General features: G+C 67.0%; 11 protein-coding genes. 8 read left to right on the top strand and 3 right to left on the bottom strand.

Annotation, left to right across the window (positions count from 1 at the left end):
- Positions 1 to 2 precede the first annotated feature (2 nt).
- Positions 3 to 3,377, top strand: a complete 3,375-nt coding sequence (gene ligD, locus R9X41_RS06665) for a DNA ligase D (RefSeq protein ID WP_318634098.1) — start codon at positions 3 to 5, stop codon at positions 3,375 to 3,377.
- Between the two features lie 117 nt (positions 3,378 to 3,494).
- Here the strand turns inward: ligD and R9X41_RS06670 are convergent, their stop codons facing one another.
- Positions 3,495 to 4,442, bottom strand: coding sequence for a LysR family transcriptional regulator (locus R9X41_RS06670; protein ID WP_318634099.1), 948 nt, complete (start codon positions 4,440 to 4,442; stop codon positions 3,495 to 3,497).
- A gap of 91 nt (positions 4,443 to 4,533) precedes the next feature.
- Between R9X41_RS06670 and R9X41_RS06675 the strand changes: the two genes are divergently transcribed.
- From R9X41_RS06675 to R9X41_RS06690, 4 genes are read left to right on the top strand one after another with little or no spacing between them, the layout of a single operon-like run.
- Positions 4,534 to 5,379, top strand: coding sequence for an ureidoglycolate lyase (locus R9X41_RS06675; protein WP_318634100.1), 846 nt, complete (start codon positions 4,534 to 4,536; stop codon positions 5,377 to 5,379).
- Between the two features lie 11 nt (positions 5,380 to 5,390).
- The gene (locus R9X41_RS06680; protein ID WP_318634101.1) at positions 5,391 to 6,140 is read left to right on the top strand and encodes an SDR family oxidoreductase; all 750 of its coding nucleotides are present in this window, start codon (positions 5,391 to 5,393) and stop codon (positions 6,138 to 6,140) included.
- A 39-nt stretch (positions 6,141 to 6,179) separates the two neighbouring features.
- A complete protein-coding gene (locus R9X41_RS06685) occupies positions 6,180 to 7,148 on the top strand; it encodes a Bug family tripartite tricarboxylate transporter substrate binding protein (protein ID WP_318634102.1) in 969 nt (322 codons plus the stop codon).
- Positions 7,145 to 7,885 carry an SDR family oxidoreductase gene (locus tag R9X41_RS06690; protein WP_318634103.1) on the top strand — a complete coding sequence of 247 codons (741 nt, stop codon included), beginning with the start codon at positions 7,145 to 7,147 and terminating at the stop codon, positions 7,883 to 7,885. Before R9X41_RS06685 ends, R9X41_RS06690 begins: the two co-directional genes overlap by 4 nt.
- Before the next feature lie 73 nt (positions 7,886 to 7,958).
- On the opposite strand, the gene R9X41_RS06695 is transcribed toward R9X41_RS06690, so the two are convergent.
- Positions 7,959 to 8,846: a LysR family transcriptional regulator gene (locus tag R9X41_RS06695; protein WP_318634104.1), complete on the bottom strand. Its 888-nt coding sequence runs from the start codon at positions 8,844 to 8,846 to the stop codon at positions 7,959 to 7,961.
- Between the two features lie 116 nt (positions 8,847 to 8,962).
- Between R9X41_RS06695 and R9X41_RS06700 the strand changes: the two genes are divergently transcribed.
- Positions 8,963 to 10,060: a mandelate racemase/muconate lactonizing enzyme family protein gene (locus R9X41_RS06700; RefSeq protein WP_318634105.1), complete on the top strand. Its 1,098-nt coding sequence runs from the start codon at positions 8,963 to 8,965 to the stop codon at positions 10,058 to 10,060.
- Positions 10,061 to 10,107: 47 nt separating this feature from the next.
- Positions 10,108 to 11,094, top strand: coding sequence for a Bug family tripartite tricarboxylate transporter substrate binding protein (locus tag R9X41_RS06705; RefSeq protein WP_318634106.1), 987 nt, complete (start codon positions 10,108 to 10,110; stop codon positions 11,092 to 11,094).
- Positions 11,095 to 11,185: 91 nt separating this feature from the next.
- Here the strand turns inward: R9X41_RS06705 and R9X41_RS06710 are convergent, their stop codons facing one another.
- Positions 11,186 to 12,136: a LysR substrate-binding domain-containing protein gene (locus R9X41_RS06710; RefSeq protein ID WP_318635166.1), complete on the bottom strand. Its 951-nt coding sequence runs from the start codon at positions 12,134 to 12,136 to the stop codon at positions 11,186 to 11,188.
- Between the two features lie 140 nt (positions 12,137 to 12,276).
- Between R9X41_RS06710 and R9X41_RS06715 the strand changes: the two genes are divergently transcribed.
- Positions 12,277 to 13,404: an MFS transporter gene (locus R9X41_RS06715; RefSeq protein WP_318634107.1), complete on the top strand. Its 1,128-nt coding sequence runs from the start codon at positions 12,277 to 12,279 to the stop codon at positions 13,402 to 13,404.

Below are 13,404 nucleotides of genomic sequence, written 5' to 3' on the forward strand. Positions count from 1 at the left end.
CCGTGCGCGTCGCTACCTGGAACATCAACAACGTCAACAAGCGGATCGATCTGCTGGTCGACTGGCTCCACCGCTTTCAGCCCGACGTTCTCGCGCTGCAAGAGCTGAAGGCGCCCACCGCGCAGTTTCCGCTGCAGGCAATCGAAGCGGCGGGCTACCGTGCGCTGGTCGTGGGTCAGAAGGCGTGGAACGGGGTCGCGCTGCTCAGCCGAGGGCACGAGCCGCTGCCCGTCGTCACCGCGCTTTCCGGCGACGCGGCGGACAAGGAGGCGCGCTATCTGGAGGCCGCCATCAACGGCGTGCTGTATGCGTGCCTCTACCTGCCCAATGGCAATCCGTGGCCCGGACCCAAGTTCGAATACAAGCTGGCCTGGTTCGAGCGAATGCAGCGGCGAGCTCGGCAACTGTGGGATTCCGGCAGCCCGGTGGTCCTGCTGGGTGACTGGAACGTCGTTCCCACCGATGCCGACATCTACAAGCCCGACACGTGGCGCGACAACGCGCTGCTGCAGCCGCAAGCGCGCCAGGCCTTTACCGACATCCTGGCGCAGGGCTGGACCGATGCACTGGCCGCGGCGCATCCCGATGCACCGCTCTTCACCTTCTGGGACTACCGGCGCAAGCGATGGGAACGCAATGCCGGCTTGCGCATCGATCACATCCTGACCAGCGCCGGCTGGAAGGTGCTCGACGCCGGTGTCGACCGGCAGGAGCGCGGCAAGGAAGGATCGAGCGACCATGCACCGGTCTGGGCCGAGCTGTCAGCGCCCGGTAAAGCCGCCAGACGCAGGAAGGCCGCGACGGTGCCGGCCGCCACGGCGGCGAAGGCAGGCAACCCGCCGCTGGAAACGCCCGTACCGCTGGCGCGGTACAACGCCAAGCGGGATTTCAAAAAAACGGCTGAGCCCGCCGGCGTCTTGCCCGAAAAACCCGGCGACGCCCTGATCTTCGTCGTCCAGAAGCACTGGGCCTCTCGCCTGCACTACGACTTTCGTCTCGAACTCGACGGCGTGATGCTGTCCTGGGCGGTGCCCAAGGGACCGTCCTTCGACCCGGCCACGAAGTCGATGGCCATTCAGGTGGAAGACCATCCCATCTCCTACAACGAGTTCGAGGGAAACATTCCCAAGGGCGAATATGGGGGCGGCACCGTCATCGTCTGGGACCGTGGGACCTGGGAGCCTGTCGGTGACCCCCGGGAGGGCATGCGCGTCGGAAAAGTGCTTTTCAAACTGCATGGGCAGAAGCTCGCGGGCCTCTGGGAGCTGGTCCGCATCTCCAAACCCGGCGAGAAGAAGCAGGACCAGTGGATGCTCTTCAAGAAGAAGGGCGACGCCTGGGCCAGACCGATCGCGCAATACAACGTCATCACCGCGCTGCCGGACAGCGTCGTCGACAAGCCGCTCGGCCTGGTGGAGGCACGCGAACCGCGCGAACCAGGCGCACGCCCTTCGAAAGACGCCCGGCCCGACAGCGCCGATGCGATGAGGCTGGCCCGGGCGGCCGACTTCCCGAGCACGCTCGCACCACAACTCGCCACCCTGGTGTCGTCCGTGCCGGACGGGCATTGGGTGATCGAGACCAAGTTCGACGGATACCGGCTTCTGGCACGCATCCGAAATGGCGCCGTGCGCCTGTTCACCCGCAACGGTAACGACTGGACCGACAAGCTCCAGGCGCTGGCCGCTGCCATCGCCGCGATGGGCATCGAGCAAGCATGGCTGGACGGCGAAATCGTGGTGCTCGACGACGCCGGCCTGCCCGACTTCAACGCGCTGCAGAACGCCATGGATGGCGCGAAGGCGCGGGACATCGTGATGTTCGTTTTCGATGTGCCGTTCTTCGGTGAGATGGACCTGCGTGCGGTCCCCCTGGCCAGCCGCCGCGCCCTCCTGCGGGACCTGTTCGAGGAGCGCGAAAGCGAGCTCGTGCGGTTCAGCCAGTCGTTCGAAGTCCAGCCCGCACAGCTGCTGGGCGCGGCTTGCAGGATGGGGCTCGAGGGTGTCATGGTCAAGCGCGCGGATGCGCCCTACAGCTCCGGCCGGACCGACTCCTGGATGAAGTTGAAATGCCAGCACCGGCAGGAGTTCGTGGTGGTTGGCTTCACCGACCGATCGGGCGGGGCGAAGGAGGTGGGCGGGCTTCTCCTCGGCTACCACGAGGCTGGCGAACTTCGCTACGCGGGGTCGGTGGGCACTGGCTGGGGTTCCGCGACCGGACAGGACCTCCATCGCAAGCTGTCCGGGCTGCAGATCGACAAGCCCGCGCTGAACCCCGCCGAGCTCCAGCCCGGGCGATGGACGAAACGCAAGGCCGGCACGGAGCGCTGGGTCGAGCCAACGGTCGTGGTGGAGATCGCATTCACGGAATGGACTCCCGACAAGCATGTGCGCCACCCGGTGTTCCGTGGGATACGGACGGACAAGCCGGCGGCGCTCGTCGTGCGGGAACAGCCCCAGGCCATGCCCGCGTCGAAAACGGCGCCGCCAACAAAACCCAAAGCCAGCACGGTCAAGGTTTCCAATCCCGAGCGGGTCATCGATGCCTCCACCGGCCTGCGAAAAATCGACCTGGTGCATTACTACGAGAGCATCGCGGAGTTCATGCTCCCGCACCTGAAGAACCGGCCGACTTCGCTGGTGCGGGCACCTTCGGGCATCGCGGGCCAGCTCTTCTTTCAGAAGCACCTCGAACACCGAATGCCGGGCGTGCGCGAGCTGGACGCCGAGCTCTGGCCCGGCCACACGGCCCTGCTCGCCGTGGAATCCGTGGAGGCACTCGCTTCCGCAGCCCAGATGAACGTGGTCGAGTTCCATACCTGGAACGCGACGGCATCCCGTATCGACCGACCCGACCGCTTCATTCTCGACCTCGACCCGGGCGAAGGCGTGACCTGGCCGATGCTGCAGGAGGCGGCTCAGCTCACCCGGGTGATGCTGACCGAACTGGGGCTGGAGAGCTGGCTCAAGACCAGCGGTGGCAAGGGCCTGCACGTCGTTGTGCCGATCACGCCGAAGATGCAGTACGACGACGTCAAGGCCTTCTCGCAAGCCGTGGTTCAGCACATGGCCAGGGTCATCCCGTCCAAATTCGTGGCGGTGATGGGCGGCGCGAACCGCGTGGGAAAAATTTTCATCGACTACCTGCGCAACGGGCACGGCCAGACGACGGCATGCGCGTTTTCCGCGCGCTCCAGGCCCGGGCTCGGCGTGTCCATGCCGGTCAGCTGGGAGCAGCTCGGTGCGCTCAAAAGCGGGTCCCAGTGGACCATCGCCACCGCGCGCGAATACCTGAGCTTTCAGAAAGAAGACCCATGGGCCGGGTATTGGAAGAAGAAGCAAACCTTGGCGCAAGGACTGCGACTCTTGAAGCGATAGATGGCGGACCGATTCCGTGCCACTTCGTCGAGGTCGACGCCCCAGGGATAGCCTGGGTCATTCCATTCGGTTATCGCGCTTACCCTGCAGGCAGCGAATGAGCGTGCAGCAAGAGGCTCAGGCGGTCACGGCGCTCTTGCTGGCCGCCTTGCGCAGGCAACTGACCAGCATGTCGGCGGCCGGCGATAGCCGGGCGCCGCGACGGGTGACGATGCCGAAGGCCTCGTGGCGTGATTCGATGGTGAGCGGCAAGCGGCGAGCAATGCCGTGTTCCTCGCAAAAATCCATGGTGGCGGAGGCCACCAATGCCACCAGCTTGGGATCGTCCTTGAGCATGAGCATGGTCACCAGCGATGACGATGTCTCGATGGGGTAGGGCGGCAGATCGAGCCCGGCCTGGCGGAACTCCCGCTCGAGCAGCTTGCGCAAGGGCATGTTGCCGGGATAGAAAACCCAGCGGTACCGGGCCAGCTGCGGCAAGGTCACCCGCCTGGCGCGGGCCAGGGCGTGGCGCGGTCCCACGGCTACCGACACCGCCTCGTCCATCAGCGGCTCGTAGTCGAACTGTTCGACGTTGCTCGTCACGGTGGTGCGGCCGATGGCGACGTCCAGCCGGCCTTCGTTCACCGCTTCGAGCAGTTCGAGGCTGGTGCTTTCCCTGATCTCGATGGCCAGCGCCGGCTGCAGCCGGCGCAGTTCGGAGACCGCGTCGATCAGCACCGAATGCAGCGCACCGGTGATGGATCCCACCGCGACCCGGCCGCCGCTGCCGCGCAGCACGCCGTTCATTTCCTCGCGCAGGTGGCCCAGGTCGGCGTCCATCAGCCGGGCGTGCCGAATGAGGCACTGGCCCAGTTCATTGGGATAAACCCCCTGGTTGGTGCGCACGAACAGTTCGGAGCCGAAGGTGGACTCGACTTCGCGCAGGGCCTTGGTCAGGCCGGGCTGGGTCATGCCCAGCCGCTCGGCGGCGCGGTGCACGCTGCCGCATTCCTCCAGCGCCACCAGCAGGCCCAGCTGGCGAAAGCGCAGCCGCGAAGTGATCGAGGAAAGGCTGGGTATCACGGTGATTCCTGAAAGCTATTACCCCATGTGAAGCTCTCACTATGCAGCAAGCGAGGCGGCCTCGAGAATTTGCCCAAAAGGAGACATGTTCATGAAGTTGCTACGTTTTGGTCCGGTCGGCCAGGAACGCCCCGGCCTGCTCGACGCCACCGGTACCCTGCGGGATCTGTCAGCCCATGTAGGCGATATTGCAGGCGCCGTGCTGGCGCCGGACGAACTGAAGCGGCTCGCCGCCATCGATCCTTCCAGCTTGCCGGCGGTGCCCGGCTCGCCGCGCATCGGCGCCTGCGTGGGCAATATCGGCAAGTTCGTCTGCATCGGGCTCAACTACGCCGACCACGCCGCCGAATCCAACATGCCGATTCCCGCCGAACCCATCGTCTTCAACAAATGGACCTCGGCGGTGGTCGGCCCCCACGACGACGTGAAGATTCCGCGCGGCTCGGAAAAGACCGACTGGGAGGTCGAGCTGGGGGTCGTCATCGGCAGTGTCGCCAGCTATGTCGAGGAAGCCGACGCGCTGCAATACGTGGCCGGCTATTGCGTGGTCAACGACGTGTCCGAGCGCAACTACCAGCTCGAGCGCGGCGGCACCTGGGACAAGGGCAAGGGTTGCGACACCTTCGGCCCCACCGGCCCCTGGCTGGTGACCACCGACGAAATCCCCGATCCGCACGCCCTGGACATGTGGCTGGAGGTCGATGGCAAGCGCTACCAGAACGGCAACACCCGCACGATGATCTTCAACGTGCCGCAGCTGGTGTCCTACCTCAGCCGCTTCATGACGCTGCATCCGGGCGACGTGATCTCCACAGGCACGCCGCCGGGCGTCGGCATGGGTATCAAGCCGCAGGCGGTCTACCTGCGTGCCGGCCAGACCATGCGCCTGGGCATCCAGGGCCTGGGCGAGCAGCAGCAGAAGACCGTGGACGCCTGAGCGGAGCCGCCATGATCCAGTACGACTACGAAGGCCGCACGGCGGTCGTGACCGGCGGTGCGCAAGGCATCGGATTCGCCATCGCCAGGCGCCTGCTCGCGGGCGGCGCCCAGGTCTGCCTGTGGGACGCCGACGGGGCCGCCATCACCGCGGCCAAGGCCGCCCTCGGCAGCGATACGGTGACCGGCGTCCAGGTCGATGTGACCGACTTTGCCCAGGTCGAGGCCGCCGTCGGCCAGACGCAAGCGCGGTCCGGCGCCATCGCCATGCTGGTCCACAGCGCCGGCATCGCCGGCGCCAACCTGCCGGTGGCCGACTATCCGCTGGCCGAATGGAAACGCGTGCTGGCGGTCAACCTCGACGGCGCCTTCCACGTGAACAAGGCGGTGGTGCCCGGCATGGTGGCGCGCGGCTACGGACGGGTGGTCAACATCGCCTCCATCGCCGGCAAGGAAGGCAATCCCAACGCCTCCGCCTACAGCGCGTCGAAGGCGGGCGTGATCGCGCTGACCAAGAGTCTCGGCAAGGAAACGGCAGCGCACGACGTGGCCGTCAACGCCATCACGCCGGCGGCGGCGCGCACCAAGATCTTCGAGCAGATGTCGCAGCAGCACATCGACTACATGCTGTCGAAGATTCCCCGTGCGCGCTTCGTCGAGGTCGACGAGATCGCCGCCATGGTCGCCTGGCTGGTGTCCGCCGAGAACTCCTTCACCACCGGCGCGGTGTTCGACCTGTCCGGGGGCAGGGCGACTTACTGAGCCATCCGTTTTCAACGAGAACAGAAACGAGACAACAGCATGAAAACCACCAGACGCCAGGCCATCGCCTCGGCCTGTGCGATGGCCCTCGGCGGCCTCGCTTCCGCCCAGGCCTCCGACTATCCCAACAAGCCGATCGAGCTGATCGTGCCGGTGGCCGCCGGGGGCGGCACCGACCTGGTGGGCCGGTCGTTCGCCGAGGCCGCCAAGAAGTACCTGCCGCAGCAACCGATGGTGGTGGTGAACAAGCCCGGCGCCAGCGGTGCGATCGGTACGGCCGAACTCATCACGGCCCGGCCCGACGGCTACAAGATCGGCATCATCATCTGCGAGATCACGATCATCCCCAACATGGGGATCACCAAGTACACGGCGGGCGACCTGCGACCGATCGCGCGGCTCAACGCGGACCCCTCGGCCCTGTCGGTGAGGGCCGATGCTCCCTGGCAGACGGTCGAGGAGTTCATCGCCGACGCGCGCAAGCGCAAGGACCCGGTGTCCATCGCCAATGCCGGCTCGGGCTCCATCTGGCACATGGCGGCGGCGGCTTTTTCCGAGAAGATCGGTTTGCCGGTGAACCATGTGCCCTTTCTGGGCGCGGCGCCCGCCGTGGTGGCCCTGCTGGGTGGCCATGTCGACGCGATCACCGTCAGCCCCGGCGAAGTGGCCCAGCATGTGGCGGCGGGCAAGTTGCGCACGCTGGCGGTCATGTCCGACCAGCGTGTCGGCGGCATGTTCGAGAAGGTGCCCACGCTCAAGGAGCGTGGCATCGACCTGTCGGTGGGTGTGTGGCGCGGCCTGGCCGTGCCCAAGACCACGCCCGCCGACATCGTCGCCACGCTCAGCGAGGTGGCGGCCAAGGCGGCCGACGACCCGGTGTTCCGCGAGGCGCTGACCCGAGCCAACCTGGGCTGGTCGTATGCCGACGCGGCCGCGTTCCAGAAGACCATCGACCACGACCGGGCGTTCTACGCCGAACTGGTACCCAAGCTGGAACTGAAGAAATGACGCAACGGCTCGCCGGAAAAATCGCGGTCGTGACGGCGGCCGGGCAGGGCATCGGCCGGGCCACCGCGCTGGCAATGGCGCAAGCGGGCGCCGAGGTCTGGGCCACCGACCTCCGGACCGACACCCTGGCCACGCTGGAGCGGATAGAGGGCGTGCGCACGGCGAAGCTCGACGTGATGGACCACGGCGCGATCACCGGATTCTTCGGTGCGCTGGACAGGGTGGACGTGCTGTTCAACTGCGCCGGCGTGGTACACGGCGGCACGGTGCTGCAGGCCACCGACGACGACTGGGATTTCGCCATGAACCTCAACGTGCGCTCGCAGTTCTGGGCCATGCAGGCCGTGCTGCCGCGCATGGTCGCGGCCGGGCGGGGCAGCATCGTCAACATGGCCAGCGTCGCCAGCAGCCTCAAGGGCCTGCCGGGACGCTGCGTGTACGGCGCCAGCAAGGCGGCGGTGATCGGCCTGACCAAGTCGGTCGCGGCCGATTTCGTGGCGTCGGGCGTGCGCTGCAACAGCATCTCGCCGGGCACCGTGGATACACCGTCGCTGGGTGATCGCATCGCCAGCCAGGCTGATCCGGCGAAGGCCCGGCAGGCCTTCGTCGCGCGCCAGCCCCTGGGCCGGTTGGCCACGGCCGAGGAAATCGCGCCGCTGGTGGTGTTTCTGGCCAGCGACGAGGCGAGTTTCGTCACGGGGCAGAACTACGCGATCGACGGCGGAATCACCATCTAGGTACGGTCGACCGGACGACCTTCGGCTGGCATCGTGCCTGGCCCACCGCAGGCCGGACGCGCGCACAGGTCCATCAGCCCCGCATGGCATTCACCAATGCCTGCTTCAATCCCAGACCTGCGCCGTGCAGGGGCCGGTCCCGCGGAGCGACCAGGCTGATCGCCATGTCCTCCACGGTCATCAGTCGTTTGGCGATCAAGCCCTGGCGCTGCGCATAGCGCGCACCCAGGGTCTCCACGATGGCGATGCCGAGCCCCTGGCGGGCCATTTCGCAAGCGGTGAACGACTGCCCCACTTCCATGACCGGCTCATATTCCCATCCTGCCCGCAGCAGGGCCTGCCGGGTCGCCGCGCCGGCGGGCAAGGAGGTGGACAGCACGATGAGTCCGGCGGCCGCCACCGCCTCCAGGCTCAGGCGGCGGGTGCGGGCCAGGGGGTGGTCCGGTCTCAGGACGGCGTGCAGGCTCACCGGCGCGATCTGCTCCTGGTGTACGCGTTCGTCGGGAATGGAAGAGCCGATCACCACCCCGATGTCGATGCGGTGGTCGACCGCCATCTCCACGATGTCCAGCCCCGAGCCGGTACGCACCGAGAATTTCACGTCGGGATAGTCCCCGCGCACTTCCACCAGTGCGGGCGGCAGCAGCATGGACGCGGTGACCGCCACCGCGCCGACCACCAGCCGGTCGTTGACCCCGTCGCGGATCTGGGAGGCCAGGCGATCGACGGCTTCCATGCCGGTCAGTGCATGCAGCACCTCCGGAATCATGGCCCGGCCCTGGGCGGTGAGGTGGAGCCGGCGGTTGTCGCGTCGAAACAAGGCAAAGCCGACACGAGTCTCCATGTCACGGAGCAGGGCGCTGGCGGCAGGCTGGCTCATGTGCACCGCCTGGGCGGCGGCGGTCACGGTGGTGCACTGGTACATGGCGCGCAGCAGGGTGAGCTCTCGGCGATTGAGCATATGAAATTTATATGAATTCAGCTTTTCTATCTATTTGACCACTTGCGGACCTCGGCGAAGAATCGATGTTTTTCCTTCGCGATGGAGCATTTCCGCCGCATTCCTCCGGTATTTCCATGAGCGCCAACGACATCGTCTCCGTCACCTGCATTCCCATGCGGCTGCCTTTCCATCATTGGAGCAAGCCGCCCCTGTTCGCCGGCAAACCCCGGGACAAGCTCGACAGCGCCCTGGTGCGGCTGGAGACGGCGGATGGCACGGTGGCCTGGGGTGAGTCGTACTGCGTGGAGCCGCGGGCCTTGCAGGCGATCTTCGAATCCTTGATCGCACCGCTGGCCTGCGGCCGTGCCGCCGACGACGCCGGCCTGGTTCCCGGCATGCAACGGGTGCTGCACAACCTCGGACGTTCCGGTCCGGTGCTCCATGCACTGGCCGGCCTGGACATCGCTTTGTGGGACCTGCGCGCCAAACGCGAGAAGGTGCCGCTCTACCAGCTGCTGGGGGGCAAGAAACGTGACCGAGTCAAGGTCTACGCATCCCTTCTGCAGTATTACGGGGACGCGTCGCTGCTGACCGAGGTGACCCAGCGGGCCTTGGCGCAGGGCTACCGGGAAATCAAGCTGCACGAAAGAACCGCCGACGCTCTGGGTGCGGCCCGCGCATCGGTGGGCCGGGAGGTGCCAGTGATGGTCGACACCAACTGCGCCTGGCTGCCCTCCGAGGCAGAGTCCGCCATCGCTGCCATGCTGGTCCACGACCCGTTCTGGATAGAAGAGCCGATCTGGCAGCCGGAAGACGAACAGGCGTTGAGCGCATTGAAGCAGCGGGTGCCGGTGCCGCTGGCGGTGGGCGAAAACGCCAGTTGCGCCTGGGCGCTGCAGCAGATGGTGAAAAGCGCCGCTGTGGACTACGTGCAACCCAGTGTGATCAAGCTCGGCCTGACCTCGGCGTTCGATATCTCCCAGGCCTGCCAGGGCACCGAGGTGACCTGCGCGCCCCAGGTGGCTTTCTTCGGGCCGGGGTTTCTGGCGAGTCTGCACCTGATCGCCGCGCAGCAGAAGGAAGTCTCGCTGGAGCGCCTGTATGTGGAGCTGGCCCATGTGCCTTACGGCGACAGCGTTCCGATTCGCGACGGCTGGCTCGCCCTACCCGATACGCCAGGGCTCGGCGCAGACCCCGAGCCGGCATTGATGCAGGGCAGCTTCGCCCGATAGCGGCCGCGTGGCGGCCATCGACAACATCGGCAACATCGGAGACAGACATGAAGAGACAACGCAGGACTTTCATCGCGCAGTGCGGCGCCCTGGCGCTGGGGGCGGCATCACCCGGGCTGTCGTTCGCCCAGGCGGGGTACCCCGACAAGACGGTCCGCCTCATCATTCCTTATCCCGCTGGTGGCGCCACCGACAACCTGGGCCGGCTGGCCGCTCAGGCCATGCAGCAGGCGCTGGGCCAGCCTTTCATCGCGGACAACCGCGGCGGCGGCGGCACCACCATCGGCACCCGCGCCGTGGCGACTGCGCCGCCGGACGGCTACACACTGGGCATGGTCGACAGCACCTTCGCCATCAACCCCGGCCTGCTCGGTTCGCGCCTGCCTTACGACACCGTCAAGGACTTCGCGCCGGTCTGCCTGATCGCGACCGCCCAGTTCGTGCTGGTCACGCATCCGTCGGTACCGGTGACCGATCTCGCCGCTTTCGTGGCCAAGGCCAAGGCGGCGCCGAACACGCTGTCCTACGGCTCGGCGGGGGTGGGCAGCGGCCCGCATCTGGCAGGCGAGCAGCTCGCGCAGCAGGCCGGTGTGCAGGTCACCCATGTTCCTTACCGGGGCGGCGGCACCGTCATCACCGATCTGCTGGGCGGCCAGGTGCAGTTCGCGTTCGCCACGGTGCCGACCCTCGTCGAGCACATCAAGGCTGGCAAGCTGCGCGCGCTTGCGGTCACCGGCGCTCATCGCGCGCCCCAACTGCCCGAGGTGCGCACCTTCGTCGAGGCAGGATTGCCGGGCGTGGACACCATGCCTTTCTTCGGCCTGGTCGCACCCAAGGGGGTGCCCGCCGCCGTGGTGGACAAGACCAGCCATGCGCTGATGGCCTCCATCCGCACAGGCGAGATGCAGACCCGGCTCAAGGCCTTGGGGTTCGAGCCGGTCGGCAGCACGCCGGCGGAGTTTGCCGCTCGGCTCCAGGAAGAGATCGCCAAGTGGACCGAAGTCATTCGCAAGGGAAAGATCCAGCCGGAATAAGCCGGTTGGATTGACCGGGTGTTTCGCGACGGCGGTCGGCATGCGGGAGCCGACCGACACCAGGCCTCCATGCGCCGGCGACCGCTGGCGCTCATCGCTTCGAGCTGAGTCCGCCTCGGATCATCCACTCGCGGAAGGTTTCGACCGCCGGGTCTTTTCCACGCTCGGCATTCAACACCAGGGTGTAGGCCGGCGCGCTCCACACGGGAGCAGACAGCGGGCAGACCAGACGACCCGCCGCCAGCTCGCGCTCGATGAGCGGAAGGGACGCCAGGGTGACGCCCAGGCCTTCCAGCGCAGCCGCCTGCTGCAGGAACACGTGTTCGAACTCCACGTGGCGGGCCGCCCGCAGCCGGGGCGCGCCGGCCTGCGCGAGCCATTGCGCCCAGGCGCCGCGCGTACTGGCCGAATGCAGAAGGGTATGTTTTTCAAGGTCCGCTGCCGTGCGGATCGGATGCTGCCTCAGCAGCGCCGGACTGCAGGCGGGCAGGCGCTCGTCCGCCATCAAGGGATGCGAGACGAGTCCGGCGCCTTCCTCCGGTCCTGAGCGAACACCGATGTCGAAGGCGTCGCCGATGTAGCGCAGCTTTCGGGAGGTGGTCGATATCCGCACCTCGATGCCCGGATACAGGGCATGGAAGTCCGGCAGACGTGGCAGCAACCAGTGCAGCGCAAAGCTGACCAGCACATTCACCCGAACGGCCCCCGACACCTGCCGGGACGGACGTCCACCGCGCAAGCGGTCGGCACCGCTGCTCAGGCGCTCGAACGCAACGCCCACATCGCCCAGCAGGGCGGCGCCTTCATCGGTCAGCTTCACGCCGCGCGGTCGCCGCTCGAACAAGGCCAGGCCGAACCAGTCTTCCAGCAGCCGGATCTGCTTTCCCACCGCCCAATGCGTCACGTTCAGATCGGCCGCGGCGGCCGCGAAACTTCCCTGGCGTGCCACTGCTTCGAAACTGCGCAAGGCGTTGAGCGGCGGAAGCCGGGTGCGCGCGTTCACGATGTCGTCATCTGGCATGACGTGACTTTTATTCACCATCGCTGCGATATTACGTCTGTGGTGGTTTTGCGGGTGCAGCCCTAGCATCCCGGTCCATGACGACGCCCACCCTTGCCGCAGAGCCATCGCAGACGGCCCGTGGCACCACGCCCAGAGCCCGGGTACTGTGGCTCTCCTGCATGGCCCACGCACTGCACGACGGCTACACCGACATGATCTACGTGCTGCTTCCGGTGTGGCAGACCGAGTTCGGCCTGGGCTACGGTGCACTGGCCATGCTGCGCGGCATCTACGCGGGCACGATGGCGTGCCTGCAGCTGGCTTCTGGCCGGCTCGCGCAACGAATCGGTAGCCGGGCCACGCTGGCCCTCGGCACCTTGCTGGCCGCACTCGGGTATGGGGCGGCGGGAATGTCCGGCAGCCTGATCGGCCTCTGCGTGGCCCTGGCCGTTTCCGGCGCGGGGTCCAGCACGCAACATCCGCTGGCCTCGGGCGCTGTGTCCCGGGTCTATGGGCGCGATGCACGCGGGCCGCTGGGCGTCTACAACTTCGCGGGAGACCTGGGCAAGGCGGCATTGCCTGCCGCGCTTTCCTTGCTGCTGACCACCGTGGCCTGGCGCCCGGCCTTGTGGGCGATGTCCGTGGCCGGTTGCCTGGCCGCGGTCAGCCTTGCACTTTTCCTCCCGACGATTGCGCGGAAAGGGGAGTCGAAGCACCAGGGTGCCGCTGGCGGCAAGCACGCTGGGGCACCCGGCTTTCGACTGCTCCTGAGCATCGGCGTACTCGACACCGCCGTCCGGATGGGCCTGCTGACCTTCCTGCCTTTTCTTCTCAGAGCCAAGGGCCTGTCGGACGGCATGCAGGGAACGGCACTGGCCCTGGTCTTCATCGGCGGCGCGGCGGGCAAGTTCGCTTGCGGCTGGCTGGGCCAGCGCGTCGGCGTGACGGGGACGGTGTTGGTCACCGAGGGAGCGACCGCCGCGCTGATCCTGGCCGTGCTGTGGTGTCCTTTGATGCCGGCATTGGTTCTGCTGCCCATCCTGGGCGTGATGCTCAACGGCACTTCGTCCGTGCTCTACGGATCCGTGCCGGACCTCGCGGCTCCTGGCGACACGGAACGTGCCTTCGCCTGGTTCTACACCGGCGCGATCGCTTCCGGCGCCGCCGCGCCGGTGGCCTACGGCCTGCTGGGCGACCATTTCGGCGTGCACCTGGCCACCGTGGCGACCGCCATGACGGCCGTCGTCATCGTGCCGATGGCGCTCGTCCTGCGGCCCTATCTCCATCGCGCTGGAGCGCCAGCGTAA

Source organism: Xylophilus sp. GOD-11R (assembly GCF_033546935.1).
In the GTDB taxonomy this organism is placed as follows: domain Bacteria; phylum Pseudomonadota; class Gammaproteobacteria; order Burkholderiales; family Burkholderiaceae_C; genus Xylophilus.